Here is a 17,136-nt window from a genome sequence, read left to right as displayed (position 1 = left end):
GCTTACTGGGTCCGGAGGTCCAACGGAGTTCGACTCGAGCCAGCCGCGCCCGGGACAGTCCTGCACGGATCACTTGCGATCACCCCGCAGCCGGCGCCCCGTGCTGAATGACTTCGGGCCGACACCATGCCCAGCGACACCGGGATTGCGACTAAGAACATGCTTGGACAAAGCGATCAGGTACCACTTGGCAGCCTCGCCGCGGTGGGTGTGCTCTACCCGTAGCGACTTGGCCATCTCGATTGCGTCGGCCTGGCGGACGAACACCGGAGACGATGCGAGTTTGTCGTAGTCGGCAATCGCTTTGCGAAGACTGCGTTCGAGCGAGGCAAGCAGATCGGCGACGTCGTCGGCGTAGCTGTAGGTCGAGACGAAGGAGCCGAGCGCCGTGGCCGCTGCCATCCCACCGAACGCGATCCCTGACGCCAGGCCCTCGACGGACAGCCTCAAGCTGACGATGCCCATGGCGATGATGACCACGACCGTGACGCTGATGAAGCCGACCATCTTCATGATGGAAACGCCGGCCTCCATGCCGCCGAACAGATGCCGGTAGCGCGTCTCATCCTCACTCAAGCTGTCTGTGTCCCGTCGACGCTGACGAGACATCCGCAGATCCTTCAAGTCGGCACCGGCTTGGCCGCTGGCCACTCCGGCAAAGCCAACTGCCAGCGCCTGACCGAAGGCGACGATCGGGTACTCGCCCAGGCTGATCGCCGCCCCGAGGATCCCGGCCGTATCACCGAGAGCGAGAACGACCAGGCCGACGACGTATCGGTACCAGGCGGAGCGATCTCGTCTGGTCAGCACCTTCAAGGTGTCGACCGCGTGCTCGTAGCGCGCTTTGGCGCTGTCGACACTTGCGAGGCGGCGTTCTAGGAGGGCCGTCTTCGCGACCACCTGCTTTTCCAAGCTTCCCGCTATCGCCTGGTGCTGGCGTGCCTTCGCCTCGCCTTGGGCAGCGGTCAGCTCCTGCTGTTCGCTGCCATGGGCCCTGTTCCTCTGCTCGATCCAGTACTCGTGCACATCGCCTGGTTGAGCGACGGCCGTGGCCTGGTCGATCTGTTGCATGCCCTCGTTGTTGGCCTCATCCCGGGCTTGCAGCCAACCGTCGTACTTCGGATCGCTGGCCACGCTGTCACCGACCCAGGCTGAGGTCGGTGACGATGACACACCTGGTGGGTGAACTGCGCCGACAGATCTCTTCCCAGAGAGCGATGGTTCCGTTGACGATGGCCGTGCTCGCAGGCTTGCCAGCGGCGACCTGTCCGATACCTGCCACGGTCACCGTCGACCCTGGCAGTTTGGGTACGTCAAGACGAGCGGCCAACGCGGTGGCTTGCTTGCGGCTCAGCGGACTGCCGCCGAGGTTGACGTCGCCGGCGGCTTGGTAGCCATCAGTAAGGAGCAGGAAGTCCAGCACGTAGCTCGTGCCGAGCTCCCTGATGTACGACCCAGCTTCCTGGTACTCGCCGAGGATGTCCGAACCGTTGGGTGTCAGCTTCTGAAGGCTTGGCTTGTAGCCATCGGTGACGTGACGCATGACCTCGTCAACGGACTTCTGAACTCGCCTCAACCTCGCGTTGGCTGTTGCGCCAGGCAGGTTGAGATCTCCGTCGAACACCGTGACGGTGGCCGCTCGGGTCGCAGAGAACATCCGCACCCTGAGGTGACCACCGCAAATCGCGGTCCGCCGAACCAACGATGCAACTGCGTCTGTTCTCGCTCGGCCCAGCTCGGACGCTCGGCGGCTGCCGCTGACGTCGACGGATGCTTGAGCTGCGACCTTCTTGTCCTTCGGGCAGGTCTTCAAAATCTGGTGATCGCGAGACAGATCGGCTGGACTTGCCGGAGCAGGTCCACAGCCGGCCAAGGCTGCAAGGGTGCAAACGAGGAGTACGCCTGCGCTGAAACCGCGGCGGCGTAGAATCTTGGTGTTCACGATGGTGTTCCTTCCATCTCATGACTTGGGGTGAATCGGAATAAGTTCGTGGGCTAGGGGGTGGTCCGAGCTGGAACTTGGCCACCCCCGCTTAATTGCAGGTTTCACCTGCTGTCCGTTCGTGACAGACGTTTTTTCGCGGCATCTCTTCACTATTGAGTTCTCAAGAAACGAGCAGGAGACAGCGTGTGTGAAGACGATGCCGACCCTTGGTGGTACGGGTGAGGAGATGTCCCCGACGCGTCTTACGGGAGCGGCGCTCCTTGCGGTTGGACTGACACGAAGATCGGAACACGAAAGACGGCCTGAGGTTCGGCTTGTGCGAAGTACGCAGACTGTGTGCATGGCAAACGTGCAGGTCAGAGGCATGCTGTGCGTAGTGCCAGACGTACTACGCACAGCGGTCAGGGCATAGCAAAGGCCACCCGTAGAGACCAGGTGGCCGGGGAGGATCAGCGATCGTCTGCCGACTTCGTCAGCTCGGGCTCATCCGGCTGCTCGCGCGGATCGGGGTACCCGAAGTACTCCTCGAACGTGTCGACCTTCGGGCCGTATACCCAGCTGAGATGTTCGACCGCCGCAATCTCATCTGCGGTCGGATTCGTCGGATCTACTGCAAATTCTTCAATCGTCACCCATGGCCCGCGACGTTTGCCGGTACTGCCCTGGATCTCGCGATGAAGTTCAAAGTCTTCCAACTCTGCTTCTGTCGGAAATCTTCGCTCTACATCGCGATCGACCGACGATTCTTTCGGCTGTGACGATTCATGGCTTTTTGGATACTGCTCTGACATATATTAATAGCTCTATGTTCAGTTATAACATGTCCGGAACGAACGGTCGACAGGCTGCTGCTCCTGCTCTATACTCTGTGCCTTAATTGGGGGTGGCATGAGCGATGCATTGCGGCTTCTTCGGATAGACCTTCGGAGCCAATTGCAGAAGTTGGCGGATGGCCGCGGCGTCTGGCAGGCGGACCTACTTCAGCTACTGGACGGGCGTCTGGGGAACATTGCTTCGCTTTGGAGTATCCAGACAGGCGTCAATCTTGGTACTGCACGCGAGGTGATCACCGAACACCTCGGTGAACTGATTGATCGATTAGATCCGCGCGAGAGCAGAGAAGAGCTCAGCGTTGATCAGAAGAGGTTGCGATACCGATACGGTATCAAGGTTAGTTTCAACATCTTGCCTAAATACCCAGAGCTTCACACGATGCTTCTTGAGGAACGTCGTGCGTGGCTCAAGGAGCATGAGGTTAGGATTCTGCGCACGGCTGTAGATAGGTCTCGACGTGACCTTTCAGACGCCATCGACAAGATGGTCGAAATCTTGGTCGAGCAGCAACGAGTGATTGATCGAAATGTCGCGGTTGAAGTTGATCCGAACCGGCTATCGATAGACGCCTCGCAGTCATCGCTCAGCGTGAAGGTAGCTTCTGAAGCGCCAGACGAGCCAGCGGCACCCGAGCCTCTAGACAATTCGGATTCCCAGCCGAAGTTCTGGCGGAAGCGTCGGGTTCTGGCTCCGACGGTACTGGGCGTAGCGCTCGTGTTGACTGCGGCCGGTTTGAAGATCTTCAATGCCCCAGACTCGGACGGAAACGCTGACGCCCCACAAGTGGCAGTCGAGAAACCGAACTGTGAGCTTGGCTTCTGCGTGACGCAGAACTGGCCGACGCTTCGTGGATGTGACCCGGCAACGAGCGTCGCTATGGTGCCAGGGAAGCTCGCCTTCAATTCGGTCTACGCTAAGAAGACACCCACCTCAGACTTTCGAGTCGCCGTGGCTAATGGGGATGGCGGTGGCTCCTGGAAATTGGGGCACCTCTACATGCTGATGGCCAGTACCGACAGCACTCCAGTGACGATCCAAGACATCAAGCAGAACATCGCCACCGAGCACCTGCCACCTCCTGCTTGGGTCTACGTGCCGAGCGGCGATTGTGGCAGCGATTATTCACGTGTCTTTCGATTTGACCTAGACAACAACACGTTCGTCGACCGCGGGTTGGTCGGCAGCCCCGAGGCCGGTGAGGAGCGTCCCCCTCCGAGTAATCCGCTTGGCCCATCGTTCACCGTGACAGATCGCGAACCGGCGCTCGTAGAGGTGGATGTCGTGAGCTGCAAGGAGAACTACTCGTGGACGCTCGACATCACTTTCACCCGAAACAGCAAGCAAGAGACTCGGACGATCGGGCCGTATCGCTCGATGGGTAAGGCTGTGAACACTGAGTTGCATGAGATGGATCCATATACTGGCGAGCTCGCTTCTGAAGTGAAGAGGTTCACATCCACGCCGAGCGATAAGTGCTAGTGCGTCGGCGCTTCGTGGGACGCAGAACTCCGGAAGGTACTCAGTCATGATTCGCGGATTACGACGCCCGGCCGCCGCAGTCTGTGCTCTGCTGGCGCTCGTGGCATGCTCTCCTCAGAACGAATCGACCAGCACAACTGGGGATCGTTCAACTGCGTCCACGTCTGCGGCCTCTGGCTTGCCCCTGGCAGGTTCACCCTTTGTGGGCGACTGGTTCCACTTCCATGCAAACCTGACGGTTCGCAGCGATGGCACTGCCACCGTGATTGCCAGATGGGATGATTGCGCGGCTGATAATCCCTGCTACCTTGAATACACGATGGGCTCACATCTGACTGAAGACAAGAAGACACTTGTTGCGACGGTGTCAGCGTATCGCCTCGTCGTATATAAGGATTCAGGTCAAGTAGTCCCGATGCCGTCGCCTAACTGGGGTGCTGGAGGTCCACCGAACGATGTCCTCGGTAGATCTTACAATCTGCAATTCGTTAGTCCGAATCTTCTTCATGACACAACGCCGACCAACGAGGGGGTCGACCATTGGTGCAACCTCAAGACTCCGGCGAAGACACGGAGCGTGTGCGGCGGGTAGGCCTCGGTCGCAGTGGCGCGAAGCGATAATGTTCCAGAAGTTGCCGCAGGCGAGCTGATAACCGATACGCGAGAACTAGAGGGAGTGGCATGGCTCAGCGCACGCAGGTTTTTCTTACCGATGACCTCGAAGGTGTCGACATCCCGGCCGGGAAGGGCGAAACCCTGACTTTCGCCCTCGACGGCCAGACCTACGAAATCGACCTCACGAACAAGAATGCGGGAGCGCTTCGGAAGGTACTTTCGCCGTACGTGGGTGCTGGCCGGCGTGTGAAGACGTCCCGAGGTGCGAGGGTTCGGCATACACGGGTTGGCCCAGACGCCACCACCCTGAGGGAGTGGGCCCGAGCCAACGGTTACGAGGTGAACGACCGCGGCCGGGTGCCGAACGAGATCCGTGAGGCGTTTGAAGCTGCGAACTGACAGCGTTACTGCGCCTCGTCTTCTGCTTCGGACAACAGCCACTCGGCGCGGGCGAACAGCTCGTCGAAGGTGAGGACTTCCGGCTCGTAGAGGTTGCGGCGGTACAGCTCGAATGACCGCTGCTTGTCTGGGACGACGCCTCCGCCGCTGCTAAGGAGCTGGCCGAGGTGGCCAACAATCAGGAACGAGCGAGGGCGAATTAGGTAGGTGTCGGTGCCGAGCTTGCCGCCTTCGGCATCCGTGTCAGCGAAGGTGTCCGACAATTCCTGCACAGCGCGGTAGACAGTCTGCTGAACCTGCGTGACCCCGCCGGCAAGCTCTTTGCTTGGCGCCCAACATCCAGATCGGTATGGGGGACCGCCCTCTAGGAGCGGGGTACGGTGGTGCTTGATCTCCGCAAACACCATGGAACGAATGACTCCAGTTGTCCGGAGCAACCCATCCGCACGTTTGCCCGCACCGGCAACGGAGTGGCCTGCGACCACCTGCTCCAGCCGCTCCTGGTCCCACGAGGTCAGCAACTGACCGGCCAGGCCGATACCAAGAACCCAGGGGTTTCGTTCGAGGAACTGCTGCCAGACCTTCTCCGGGCCGCCGACGCGTTCAGCCTCAGCGACGAATCGATCCTCTTCCTCGAGGAGCATTCGGAAGTTCTCAAGCTCCTCCCGGCGGTGAGCCAGCGCGATGACATCGCGCGCGGAGGAGTCGTTCTGGATGAGCTCGGTGAGCTGTCCGCGCTCCTGGCGGTACAGCTCCTCAATGCCGTGTGGATCCTCGATAACCGCCCGCAGGATGTCGTCGTCGACGACAGTGCGGCCATCGCCCTCAATCCGGACCTGATCCAGCAGCTTGATGGTGTTGATGAACCGGCTCGTTTGGTCACGGTTGAGCTTGAGGAGCGTTTCCAGCTTCGCCACCGACCGGGTGGTCTTGACCTTCTGGACCATCATCTGGCGGACGACCCCTTGCTCCCGAGCCAGCATCAGGCGAACTTGGGTGCGGGCGCTCTCGGACAACGTGACTACCTCCCACTCGAACTCGCCCAGATCGAGCGGCTCCTCGTCGAACACTTTGTTGACGTAACGCGCAGGCTGTCCGAAGTCGCGCGACGTATCGAACCTCAGCGGGAAGCTTCGACCGATGTAGGTGCGGGTCGTCAGACGGGCCAACGCGAACTCGGCATCGCTCATCGGCTCGTCTGGGTCGCTGAATGGGTCACTCACCTGGTGCAACCTTCGTCTGCCTCACGGTCTGGACGCTGAACCTCCCCCAGGTACACGGTCCGGCGCTCAGGCACACTACTCTCTGTCGATGCGACGTACGCCAACCGTAGCGGCGTGTCGGCCGATGTGACGCAGAGTAGCGGCAGTCAAGTCCTGGTCGTCAGGTCCGTGGCGGTTCCTCGTCGGGGCGAGGAGTGTCGAGCTTGACGACATCCAGACCAGCCGTACGCGCGCGAGTCGACTGGCTGGTGTCGAAGGTGATGAAGTTGATGGTGCGTCCGGCGAGCGCCTGGATGGCTTGTGCGCGATCAACGATCTCGTCGTCGTTAATCGGTAGTCGACTGTGTCCGGGGGGATCCAGGACGAGTTCAATCGTCACCGCGCCCCGCGGTGACTCACCATCTTCTCTCGGAGCTCGGTCCGCTTCGTGTAGTCGGCCTTCCAGGCCACCGCCGCCGAGAACGCGATCGATGACGGCCAACGTGTAGCCGGCTCGCCAGCGCTTGTGGGGCTTTCCGCTTCGCTTCAGACTGTCGAGCTCATCGATCACCACGATCGGGAGTACGAGGTGGACTGGCTCGTCCCATGCCTTCGTCAGGACGGAAAGATCCAGCTCTTCGAGCTTGTGTTCATGCTCACAGAAGAGGGTCGTATCGGCGACCACGAAGCGGCCTGGTCGCTTCCATCGATCGATAATCTTCGTAAGTTCTCGAATCTCATCTTCGAACATCAGCACGCGTTCGTCGACCTCAGTCGTGAGCAACCTGCCTTTTGGATCGCCTGTTTCCATAGGCAACATAGTCTGCAGCGCCCAGTAGCGCCTGGTCAGAATCAGGCGGTCCAGATCCGCCGCGTTAATCATGGACCGGAGCATGCGCGTTGACTGGTTCGCCCAATCGATATAGGCGTCGTACTGAGATCGGATTGTGTGACCAGCTGATCGAGTGTTCTGGAGGCCAGCGTGAGTCGCACTGAGCGTCTCAAGTAGTCGCGTTCGATCCGTGCCAGGGAGTACTTTGCTGAGCATCGCCCGATGCTGCTCCATATGTGACTGTTCGCGCAAGAGCACACGGCGGCGCGTCCGGTGCCTCTTCCTCACCCTCAGCCCGCTTAGCTCTCTAATGGCCGCAGACGGTAGATTGATGTAGCTGGCGTGCCGGACGCGCTAGTTCAAGGATCGCGGAGCTTCATAGACTCCGACAACTACCTCTTTGTGGCCTGTGGATAACTCGGCGACCGACACTCGGCCTTGATGGATCCCTCTGGCACGTCTACCAGCCCGGCGAGGGATCTCGCTCGATCAGATCCGCGATCGCTCAGCGGACGCCTTCGGGCCACTCTTTCCACTCGAACGATCCTGGCCGTGAGCCGTTGCCGTCGACAAACTCCCTTACGGCCTGACGCAGCTGCTCGACACCGACCTCGGAATCCTGAGGCCAGCCTTCGTCATGATGCATGTAGTTGTAGAAGACTTCGTCGCGTTGGCTTGCCTTGCCCTGCACGTAGGCGACGCCCTTCGTGTCGCCGCCGGCGTAGCGAATGCCTCCGCTGTTGCTCTCGGAAAACCAGGCGATCCGGAGCTCGTGGTCGGGGTAGTCCGGGTTGACTCGCGCTCTCGTCTCGGCGTAGAGCGCCGCAACTGAGTTGTCGAAGCCCTCGCTCAACAGACCATCGATCAGGGCGTCGACGTCCTGCGAGGTCTCCAGGATCACTGGGGCGTCTCCGTGACCGTGCTTGTAGTAGGCCTTGATCCTGACGCTCATGACTGCTCCGTTCACTCGCTCGGTGGGAGGGGATAGGTCCGCTTGAAGCCAGCTGGCCCGAAGACCGTCAGGGTCGCCCCCGGCGGAAGAATATCTCGCAGCAGTTCTCCGCAGCTCCACTCACCCTCGCAGGGGATGTTGTTAATCACGATTGACTCGTGTTTGAGGCCATTTCGCCGCATAAACATACCGAACTTGGTTTCGACATGCGACGGCGACATAATCTCTCCCGTTTCCGGGCCGATATTTCGTTCCCTCAAGAACTCTCGGATTGTTGCACTTTCGTCGTCTTCAGCGCTGACGAGGTCCTGTTCCACACCATCGTGATCTATCCACTTACCTCGGGTTTTGGGCCGCGAGACGCCAGACTTGGTCCGATCTGGCAGCTTCTGAAATAGTCGCCAGGCGTCTTTGTGGGTGAGACGTGGTGCCGACTGGTCATCCTCGGGGCTCGCATCATCGCCGGCTCCCGCGGTCTTTCCCGGCTTGTCGGCTTCCGGCACCGCGCGATCATCGTCCCGCCTGCGTTCTGGGGACCGTGGGCTGCCACCTGGACCGAACGGCTGATCACCTGTCGAGCCGCCACTCGGCTCGGTGGTTCGGATGCCGCTGACCATCTGCTGGACCCATTGGATACCCGGCTGTCGGGCCTGAGTCAGGAAGTGTGCAGCTTCCTCGCAGCGCCGGGCGGCTTCGTCCAGCTGCATCGCCGCCATGCGCGCACTCGGGTTGTTGCTGGTACTGCCAACCCATCCCGCGGCCTCGCGGTACTTCTGTGCTCGGTCGTGTAGGTACGGCACGATGCGCTCGATCTGGTTCAACGCGTCGAGCAGCTCCTGCGCGACACGTTGCAGCTCGGAGGGCATACCTGCTGCCTGGGCCGGCTAGATCTGGTCGGCGTAGCTGCGACAGCCAGCCTCGGCGAGCTGCAACGACTGGACGGCTTGGTCGACCGACTTCGCGGCCGCATCCAACATGGTCGCGATGTCCTGATCTGCCCGTGTCGCCGTCCCGCGGATGAGCGCCTGTACCTGCTGACTGGACTGCTCGAAGCGTTGCTTGAACCCAGCCAAGCTGGCCGCGCCTTGCCGAGACTGGTCAGCCAACCCATGCAGTTGCATCTTGAGCTGCTCGACTTGCGACATATGTAGCTCCTCACTTGGTTGGACAGTCAGCGATCTGCTGCGGTCCGGATTGACAAGTAGCGCGGTGGCGCCGCAATGATGTCTCTTGGAAACGGGAGGTCGGCCGGTCAAATGATTCGACGCAAGAACGCACTGCTGGACACGGCGCTTGTCTGCGTAGAGCGCGGTATTCCGGTGCAGGCGGCAACTATTGCGGGTGCGCCGGACGGCGACTGGATTACGGATGCCAACGAGGCACGCGATGTTTGGGACGTCGACGAACCCCCGAACTTGGCGGTCTGCTCGTCGCCCACCGTCGCGATCTGGCGTCTGCCACGGATTGCTGGCGCTTATGGCAAGCGGCTGTACGAGCAGGAGCGTCCTGATGTGTGGCCGCCGACAATGAAGCTGCCGGACGGCGACTGGATCACGTGCACGCTGCAACCCGACACCAAGCTTGGCCCGCTGGCTACCGGTGTCGAGTACATCGAGCCAGGGGTGCCCGTGGTCATCCCGCCGTCGACGACCATGGATGGCCGGCTGCGGTGGGACGGGTCGAAGTTCCCGCTGCATCCACTGCCGAGCGCCGATGCTGTGTTGTCGAAGGTGCTCCGTGCGGAAGAGGAGTACGTCGAGTTGCACGGCCAGCTCGGCTAACACCTCACAGGCCGTGCATCGGCTTTCCACGTCAGCCTTTCTGACCCACGGCCAGAAACAACGAGCTCGATGCGACCAGCTCCGGCATGCGGTCGGCCAGTCGTGAGCACTCCAGCGCAGTGTCGAGCGGGTCGTGCTCGGCGAGCTTGTCGGTGTAGGGCTGGGTCTTGAAGTGGGCGTCGATCATGACGGTTAACCAGCCACCGGGACCGGTGAGGCCGAAGATGTTGACCGGTCGCAGGCCTGCCCCCACGAGCTCGCTGCGCAGTTCGCTTTCGCGGTGGTAGTAGCAGTGCGCCATACGCTCGTTGTTGGCGCTGTGGCCGGTCTCCAAGATGTCGCGCACGATGCCGTGGCGCGTCAGGAGCGTGTTGGCGAGTGTCGAGCCGATGAGGTTGGCGGCCCGGTTGATCGCCACGGCCGCGAGGACGCCACCGGGGCGAAGGACCCGCAACGCCTCGCGCAGCGCCAGGCGGCGGTCGCTAGCGTCAGGCAGGTGGTAGAGCGGTCCGGCCATGAGCACAGCGTCGAAGGATTCGTTCGCCCACGGCAGCCGGCGACCATCGCCCAGCTCAGCTGTGATGCCCGCTGCGTTGGCCTGGTCGACGTGGCGCTGGACCGGGTCAAGTATCACGACGTCGTGCCCCTGGTCGCGGAGCCACCCGGCGTGCACACCGGGACCGCCGCCGATGTCGGCAACGCGGGCCGGAGCGGGCGGGAACCACTGGCCGAGGAAGTCGTACAGCCGGGCTTGCTCCAGTCGGCCCTTGACCGTGGAGCTCAACCGGGCGGATTCGTCCCAGCGGCTCGAGTAGTGCGTGTCGATCGCTGGATCGACGGTCGGTCGATCCAGCGGGATTACGGGCGTGTCCACAGCGCTCCTGTCATCGAGGTGGAACAGCGGGCGGGCGTCCGCTTCTACTGGCCGTGCGCCCGCCCGCTGGTCTTGAGCTGCGCTAGCCAGGTGGTTGCTCGCCCAGGCGCTTTGCGCCCCAACCACCGAGCCAGCTGTAACCGAGGCACCCGTCCGGGCCTCGGTGCTTCAGGCGGCTGACACGGGATGGACTCGCTTTCGCATCCCGTGCCAGCCGGTCTTGGATCCCTGCCCGAGTCCGCCACAGGGGAGGGGCAGACTCGGACAGGGACCGTCGAGGCGGAATCGGCAGGTGTGCAGGTGATCCACTGCACGTGAGGGGCTGAGGACGACGACTCCCCACCGATTCCGCCTGTTCATGGGGTGGCCTCGTGCAGCATGATGCGAGCCCCCGTGACCCGCTCGAACTGCACGCGGACGTCCGCCGGATCTCCGATCAGCGCCAGGTGGCGGAGATTCGGCAGCACGACCGCCGTGATCTCGTAGCGGTTGACCGAGGCAACCAGTGCCTCGAAGGCCTGCGGGGCAGTTTCAGGATCTTCGACATACACGGAGCCCATGAGAAAGCCTTCGAGCGATGCGAACGCCCCGAGTTCGCGCTTCAGGTCGTCAACGTGTCGGCCGGACAAGTACAGATCCCGCCGTGCATACCCGAGCAGCAATGGCCGGCTGTAGTCGGTCACCGATCCTCGTCCATCCAGCGACGGAAGGTCGCGACCAAGCGTTCCCAGAGCCGGGACCACCAGCCACGTCGGTGCTGGCCGTTCACGAGTCGCTAGCACTCGGTCCCACCGCCGCGGTTGCCGGCTCGATGGTGACGCGGAGACTGGCGAAGCGTCGTGTCATGCCTGCCTGATACTTCATCGCCAGTGCTGGCTCGGCGGTGTAGTCCGCGATGACGTGCTCACCGAACCAGACACGGACGCGGCGTTGCGTTGGTTGCGGGACATCTGCCACCGTCGTCATTCGCCGCGCACCTCCTCCGCGATATCCCGGAGAATGAAGACGTAGAGGACGGCGGCGAGGATGAAAAGAGCGGTCATTTCGTTGCCTTCCCCGTGCTGATCTGCGACTTTCCGACGACTTTGTCTGTCACACCGCTTAGGCTGACCGACAGCAGCACCGGTACAGAAGGTGACGGGAGGTGACTAGAGGTGACTCGTCAAGGTGACGGCCGCGGCCACGAGTCACCCTTGCAGCGCGCCCGTCGCCAGCGCGGCTGGACCCAGGCGGCTGCCATGCGCCGCTTCGAGGCAGCTGTACTGGAACAGGGCGAGCAGAGCCCGACCGGTGCCTCGTTGAAGCGGATGTTCGCCTACTGGGAGAGCGGCCAACGGGCAGTCAGTGTGCCGGTGTACCGACGGGCGTTCGTGGCGATCTACGGCCAGTCGGCCGAGAGCCTAGGATTCGAGACGGCTTTGCCGGACCTCGTAGCGCAGCCGTCACCGTCTGGCCTGGAAGCACTTCGACGCGACCTCGATCGCGTGATGAGCCATGGCGCACCAAGCGACTTTGTGGTGGATGACTGGGAGCAGCTTGCCGAGCGCTACGGCCGGGCCACCCGTGATCGGCCAGCGGGGCTGTTGCTGGCCGACCTGAGCGACGATCTTGGCCAGTTGCAAGCTGCCCTAACTGAGAGCCGGTCATCGGTTGGCAGGCGCCGACTAACGCGGGTCGTGGCGCAGATGTCCGGTCTGATGTTGCTGACGCTCGTCAAACTCGACGATCGCACAGCCTTCCGCCGTTGGGCCCGGACTGCTCGCGTTGCGTCGGCCGAGGCCGGCGATCCACTGACACAATCCTGGATGCTCGCCCAGGAAGCCTACGGTCACTTCTATAGCAACGACCTCTCAGAGGCGATCGCTGTCGCCGAGCGGGCACAGGAGGTCTCTAGCGCGCCCGGTGGGGTCGGCGCACCGCTAGCAGCGGCGCTCGAGGCGCGTGCTTGCGCGGCGATCGGCGATCGGCGCGCCACCACTGCTGCGCTCGGGCGAGCAGAAGAGCATGTCTCACACTTGAGCGGCGACGCGTTGCTGCCTTCGGCGTTCGGCTACAACGAAGCCCAGCTTGCCTTCCATGCAGGCAGTGCCTACACCAGACTGCGCGAGTTGCCGGCTGCCTTCGCCGCGCAGGAACGCGCACTGCTCCTTGCTGCCCCCGGGGACTACACCGATCGTGCCATGACCCGCCTCGATCGTGCGGCCTGCTTCGCCGTTGACGGCGACGTGACGGCATCTGCCCAGGAAATCGCCGGAACCCTGCTTGGCCTCGACGACGAACAGAGGCGCGGCATCATTGATGGGCGCGCTCGTGACGTCATCGGTGGGATGTCCACCAAACAACGCCAGCTGCCAGTCGTGCGCGAGTTGCACGATCTTGTTCGATCAACGTGAGAGGACGACATTCTGTGATTGCGGTCCGCCCAGCCACCTCCGCCGACCTTGACCAGCTGCTGCAGCTGACTGAGGAGATGGACCGTTTCTACGGTGCCACCGAGTTCGACGACTTGGAGCGCCGCCGTCGGCAGCTTCACGATGCGTTGTTCGGCGATGTCCCGGCCGCCACAGCGCTGCTGGCTCTTGACCAGGCCACCGCGGTTGGCTTCGCTGCCTATTCGTTCCTTTGGCCGGCAGTTGGCCTGACGAGGTCGCTCTACCTCAAGGAGCTCTACGTCTCTGACGCGCAGCAACGACGCGGTATTGGGCGTTCCCTGATGGAAGCGCTGTTTGATATGGCGCGCCAGCACGACTGCAGCCGGGTCGAGTGGACGACCGACCGCGACAACTCAGGCGCGCAAGCGTTCTACAAGACATTTGGTGTTGAGCCGAAGGACGGCAAGCTGTTCTATCGGCTCGAGCAATAGGACGCCAGGAGAGACCACGTGACGGGGGACGGCACAACCGAGGTCGACGCACAGCTGCGTCAAGCCCGTCTCAACGCTGGCCTGACGCAAGCCGAGGCCATGCGCCGGTTCGTTGCGGCCGTGCAGGACCTTGGTGAGCAGTCGCCGACTGGCGCTTCGCTCAAGCGGATGTTCGCCTACTGGGAGCGTGGCGAGCGCGCCGTCGGCGTCGAGGCCTACCGGCGAGCATTTGCCACCATCTACCGAGCACCGTACGAGGTGCTCGGCTTCGTGCCGGACGACGGGACCCGACGCATCGCGGCACTTCGGGCGGCGGATTCGTCGCTGCACATTGATGGCGAGCTGGTCGACTTGTTCGAGTCGCAGACACAGAATCTGCGTCTGCTTGACCGTCGCCTTGGGACAACGGCGCTGATTCAGCAGACCGAGCTGCACGTTCGACAGATGCAAGAGGTGCTGGAGCGTTCGGCAAGTGGTCAGCGACAGGAACTCGCCGCCGCCCTGGCAGCAGCCGCTGGCCTGGCCGGCTGGCAGGCGCTCGATCAGGGCGACACACAACGAGCCTGGCAACTCCATGAGACTGCCCGTGCTGCTGCCCGCGAATCAGGCAACGCCGCGGTGCTGGCGCATGTCACGGCACAGAGCGCCAACGTCTTGCTGGATGCCCGCCAGAACCACCTGGCGCTCAGCCTCATCCAGTCATCCCGGACCGTGCTCGGCACGAAGGCACCACGGCTGCTGCTGAGCTGGCTGGCGGCTGCCGAGGCCGAAGCTGCGGCCGCGACCGGCGACCGCAGTCATGCTGAACGCCAACTCGACTGGGCGCAGTCTCGACTCGACGCCGACGGCGCAGCCGAGCTGCCCTTCTTGATGCTTGACGATGGCCACCTGGCTCGGTGGCGCGGACACTGCCTGGCTCGACTCGGTCGGCGCGAAGCTATCCAGGACCTGACTGCCGCAATAGCCAACGCCGGCGACTCGGTGCGAGCGGCCACTGGCCTCTACGTCGACCTGGCGCACGCCTACCAGGTCGCTGGCCATGCCGCCGAGGCGACGACGCACCTCCGGACAGCCACACAAATGGCTGACCGGTATGGCTCGCGCCGCCAGCAGAACCGGCTACGTGCCCTGAGCGTCGCCGCCCAACGCTAGGTAATGCAGTAGGCCGACCAGAGTGCCCGAGTTACGGATATCACCTTTGGCGACGAGGGCTGGTACCTGGACGAGCGGCACCCATTGGAAGCGACCCTCGTTGAGTTCGGTGGGATCACCGACATGATGGATGTCGGTCGCCAGATAAACGTGATGCGGCGAGGTAACCATGCCGATCATCGGCTCGAAGCTGACCAGATGCTCGATGGAGTCCGCCCGGTAGCCAGTCTCCTCGATGAGCTCGCGCGCGATCGTCTCCGTCGGCGATTCGCCCTCGTCAACCAGGCCGCCAGGAAGCTCCCAGTTCCAGACATCGGAGACGAAGCGATGACGCCAGCTCATCAACACGGCTGTCTGGTCCGCATCGAGTAGCACTGCCATCGCCGCCGCTGGCATCTTCACGACGTGGTGACGTGGGTTGTGCTCGCCTGACGGCAGCATGACGTCTGCGTGAGCGAGCTGGATCCACTTGCTGTCGTAAAAGGGCGTGACGCTACGGACCTCCCACGCTCCCTCTGAATTGGGTCGGGGCACATCTGAGGATGACTCGGACGAACTCACGTCATGACCCTATGTCGTGTCGACAAAACACACAGCATGTACCCGCCCGACTCGCGCCGTGAAACTGCCGCCTGGTCTGTCAGCACGTTCATGCAGACTGTTCGCCCTGACAGGTAACTCGCCCAACGAGGACAGCAGCGATCGCGTGGTGGTCGCTCAAGCCATCGGGACAAACGTCGCGCCGGCCTCGTGGCTGCGGCGGGGCTCCTCGATGTCCATGTGACCCTCGCCGGGGAATCGGGCCCGGATGACGATGTCTGCTCCATCGTTGACGCCGAAGTTGGCCGCTCTTGCCTCGTGTGAACGCCGTCACGTCCCAGCCTCGAGCCAACGCGTCACCGATGAGGGTTCGACCGAGGAACCGACTGCCACCGAGGATGAGGGTCGCATGGCGACGATCTTGTCGGATCAGCCGCCCCACCGTGACTCACGGGTGGGGCTTGGTATCGGCTCGCCGCTCCAGCCGATCCTGCTCCTCGTATTGCTCGGCCATCTCCATCATGGCGAAGTCGTAAGAGTTGTGCATCTGGCGGAGGAGGTCCTTTAGTTCGGGGATGTCGTCTCCGCGGATATAGGCGGTGACAGCGCTGATACCGTCCCTGGTCCCGATTGCCACCAACTGGCGGGCGTCGAACTCGGGCAGCCCCCACTGGCTGGTGTCGTCAGGTCGGCTCAGGACATCCTGAACGATCGCCAGCCGACCACGAAGAGCCCGATCAGGCGTAATAGGCGTCACCCGTTTGAGCTCAGCTAGTGCGGTACGAGATCGCTCGCTTCGCTCCTCGCTGTGCCGTCCCCGGACGGTGTACGGAAGATCTTCGCTCAGGATGTTCAGCTGGGTCAGCGCAACATCGGCAAGCTTGAGCCCCTCTGCTCTGGCCGCGTCTTCTAGCTGGGCCTTGCGCTGCAGATGCCACATCTTCTCGGCATGGCGACGGGACAGTTGACCGGTCACCAGCGTCGCGATTATCCCAAGGACGACACCGACGAACGTCGGAGCCAGCCACGCTTGCCAATCCATCGCTACCTCCGAGCTGAGCACCATCTTCTGCGAACAGTTTGGCACCTCGGAGGGTGCCGGTCCCGGAGTCCGCCTCGGGGGTCATGAGGCGACAGCGTCGCGCTCAGCCGAACATACGTTCTATCGTGTGACGCGTGGGGGACCAGTAGGCGCTTCCCGAGAGATCCGCTCCCAGGTCTGAAACGTCGACACTGCTGGGTGCTGGGTGCGGCTCGTGGCTGGGTCTGATCCTCGAGTGGCGAAAGACTCCTTCAGATGATTGGCAGGCTCGCGTCGTACACGCCAGATCACCGGCAGCCTCGATCAGTCGAAGCATGGTTTGCCGCCGGCCTCTCGCGACCTCTGGACTCGTGGCCAACGAGGGAGGCGGCGCGGTACGTCGAGACTGGGGGGCGCTCGGATGACGCGCTGCTCCTGACTGCGGCGACCCGTTGTAACGACTGATGACACTGGGTCGATGTAAGGAAGTATCGGGGGACGTTCGAGCGTGGTGCGGTTAGGGCGTGGCTCGGCCGCCTGGACAGTCGCGCAACCCCACCAGATCGCAATGCAATGACTCACGTGGGGGCGGGCGTGTCTCGGTTGATCAGCGCGGCAACCATCGATGTCGGTCCTCGCTGATCAGA

19 protein-coding genes are annotated in these 17,136 nt (G+C 62.6%); 6 read left to right on the top strand and 13 right to left on the bottom strand.

Annotated elements, in window-relative coordinates; genetic code table 11:
- Nucleotides 1–69: 69 nt before the first annotated feature.
- From ACFWUU_RS04240 to ACFWUU_RS04230, 3 genes are all read right to left on the bottom strand, one after another.
- Entirely contained in the window at nt 70–1,134 is a 1,065-nt protein-coding gene (locus ACFWUU_RS04240; protein ID WP_380172584.1) for a hypothetical protein, read from the bottom strand.
- A gap of 4 nt (nt 1,135–1,138) precedes the next feature.
- A complete protein-coding gene (locus ACFWUU_RS04235) occupies nt 1,139–1,657 on the bottom strand; it encodes a hypothetical protein (protein WP_380172582.1) in 519 nt (172 codons plus the stop codon).
- 737 nt (nt 1,658–2,394) lie between these two features.
- Complete coding sequence (locus tag ACFWUU_RS04230; protein WP_380172580.1) at nt 2,395–2,736, bottom strand: hypothetical protein; 342 nt, start codon at nt 2,734–2,736, stop codon at nt 2,395–2,397.
- A 97-nt stretch (nt 2,737–2,833) separates the two neighbouring features.
- Between ACFWUU_RS04230 and ACFWUU_RS04225 the strand changes: the two genes are divergently transcribed.
- Both ACFWUU_RS04225 and ACFWUU_RS04220 read left to right on the top strand, forming a co-directional pair.
- Nucleotides 2,834–4,258, top strand: a complete 1,425-nt coding sequence (locus ACFWUU_RS04225; protein ID WP_380172578.1) for a hypothetical protein — start codon at nt 2,834–2,836, stop codon at nt 4,256–4,258.
- A 681-nt stretch (nt 4,259–4,939) separates the two neighbouring features.
- The gene (locus ACFWUU_RS04220) at nt 4,940–5,272 is read left to right on the top strand and encodes an Lsr2 family protein (RefSeq protein ID WP_380172577.1); all 333 of its coding nucleotides are present in this window, start codon (nt 4,940–4,942) and stop codon (nt 5,270–5,272) included.
- A gap of 5 nt (nt 5,273–5,277) precedes the next feature.
- On the opposite strand, the gene ACFWUU_RS04215 is transcribed toward ACFWUU_RS04220, so the two are convergent.
- From ACFWUU_RS04215 to ACFWUU_RS04195, 5 genes are all read right to left on the bottom strand, one after another.
- Entirely contained in the window at nt 5,278–6,495 is a 1,218-nt protein-coding gene (locus ACFWUU_RS04215) for a Shedu immune nuclease family protein (RefSeq protein WP_380172575.1), read from the bottom strand.
- Nucleotides 6,496–6,655: 160 nt separating this feature from the next.
- Nucleotides 6,656–7,357, bottom strand: a complete 702-nt coding sequence (locus ACFWUU_RS04210) for a PIN domain-containing protein (protein ID WP_380172573.1) — start codon at nt 7,355–7,357, stop codon at nt 6,656–6,658.
- A gap of 454 nt (nt 7,358–7,811) precedes the next feature.
- Nucleotides 7,812–8,258, bottom strand: coding sequence for an Imm1 family immunity protein (locus ACFWUU_RS04205; protein ID WP_380172571.1), 447 nt, complete (start codon nt 8,256–8,258; stop codon nt 7,812–7,814).
- A gap of 11 nt (nt 8,259–8,269) precedes the next feature.
- Complete coding sequence (locus ACFWUU_RS04200) at nt 8,270–9,124, bottom strand: DddA-like double-stranded DNA deaminase toxin (protein WP_380172569.1); 855 nt, start codon at nt 9,122–9,124, stop codon at nt 8,270–8,272.
- An 18-nt stretch (nt 9,125–9,142) separates the two neighbouring features.
- Nucleotides 9,143–9,403, bottom strand: a complete 261-nt coding sequence (locus tag ACFWUU_RS04195) for a hypothetical protein (RefSeq protein ID WP_380172567.1) — start codon at nt 9,401–9,403, stop codon at nt 9,143–9,145.
- A gap of 111 nt (nt 9,404–9,514) precedes the next feature.
- On the opposite strand from ACFWUU_RS04195, the gene ACFWUU_RS04190 reads away from it, so the two are divergent.
- Entirely contained in the window at nt 9,515–10,039 is a 525-nt protein-coding gene (locus tag ACFWUU_RS04190) for a hypothetical protein (protein ID WP_380172565.1), read from the top strand.
- 31 nt (nt 10,040–10,070) lie between these two features.
- On the opposite strand, the gene ACFWUU_RS04185 is transcribed toward ACFWUU_RS04190, so the two are convergent.
- From ACFWUU_RS04185 to ACFWUU_RS04175, 3 genes are all read right to left on the bottom strand, one after another.
- Nucleotides 10,071–10,913 (bottom strand): class I SAM-dependent methyltransferase, encoded by an 843-nt coding sequence (locus ACFWUU_RS04185; RefSeq protein ID WP_380172563.1) that lies wholly within the window; start codon nt 10,911–10,913, stop codon nt 10,071–10,073.
- Nucleotides 10,914–11,269: 356 nt separating this feature from the next.
- Nucleotides 11,270–11,596, bottom strand: coding sequence for a hypothetical protein (locus tag ACFWUU_RS04180; protein ID WP_380172561.1), 327 nt, complete (start codon nt 11,594–11,596; stop codon nt 11,270–11,272).
- An 82-nt stretch (nt 11,597–11,678) separates the two neighbouring features.
- Nucleotides 11,679–11,879 (bottom strand): hypothetical protein, encoded by a 201-nt coding sequence (locus ACFWUU_RS04175; protein WP_380172559.1) that lies wholly within the window; start codon nt 11,877–11,879, stop codon nt 11,679–11,681.
- A 188-nt stretch (nt 11,880–12,067) separates the two neighbouring features.
- Here ACFWUU_RS04175 and ACFWUU_RS04170 point away from each other — a divergent pair, with 188 nt between their 5' ends.
- Genes ACFWUU_RS04170 through ACFWUU_RS04160 form a run of 3 tightly spaced genes read left to right on the top strand, consistent with a single transcriptional unit; the run spans nt 12,068 to nt 14,928 of the window.
- Nucleotides 12,068–13,306, top strand: a complete 1,239-nt coding sequence (locus tag ACFWUU_RS04170) for a hypothetical protein (protein ID WP_380172557.1) — start codon at nt 12,068–12,070, stop codon at nt 13,304–13,306.
- 14 nt (nt 13,307–13,320) lie between these two features.
- The gene (locus ACFWUU_RS04165; RefSeq protein WP_380172555.1) at nt 13,321–13,776 is read left to right on the top strand and encodes a GNAT family N-acetyltransferase; all 456 of its coding nucleotides are present in this window, start codon (nt 13,321–13,323) and stop codon (nt 13,774–13,776) included.
- 18 nt (nt 13,777–13,794) lie between these two features.
- The gene (locus ACFWUU_RS04160) at nt 13,795–14,928 is read left to right on the top strand and encodes a hypothetical protein (RefSeq protein ID WP_380172553.1); all 1,134 of its coding nucleotides are present in this window, start codon (nt 13,795–13,797) and stop codon (nt 14,926–14,928) included.
- On the opposite strand, the gene ACFWUU_RS04155 is transcribed toward ACFWUU_RS04160, so the two are convergent.
- Both ACFWUU_RS04155 and ACFWUU_RS04150 read right to left on the bottom strand, forming a co-directional pair.
- Complete coding sequence (locus tag ACFWUU_RS04155) at nt 14,896–15,489, bottom strand: NUDIX hydrolase (RefSeq protein WP_380172551.1); 594 nt, start codon at nt 15,487–15,489, stop codon at nt 14,896–14,898. The genes ACFWUU_RS04160 and ACFWUU_RS04155 overlap by 33 nt on opposite strands.
- A 427-nt stretch (nt 15,490–15,916) precedes the next feature.
- Entirely contained in the window at nt 15,917–16,510 is a 594-nt protein-coding gene (locus ACFWUU_RS04150; protein WP_380172549.1) for a hypothetical protein, read from the bottom strand.
- Nucleotides 16,511–17,136 lie beyond the last annotated feature (626 nt).

It is taken from the genome of Kribbella sp. NPDC058693 (genome assembly GCF_042715335.1).
GTDB lineage: Bacteria > Actinomycetota > Actinomycetes > Propionibacteriales > Kribbellaceae > Kribbella > Kribbella jiaozuonensis.
Note: the sequence above shows the minus strand (reverse complement) of the source record. Positions and strands in the feature narration are given on the sequence as shown.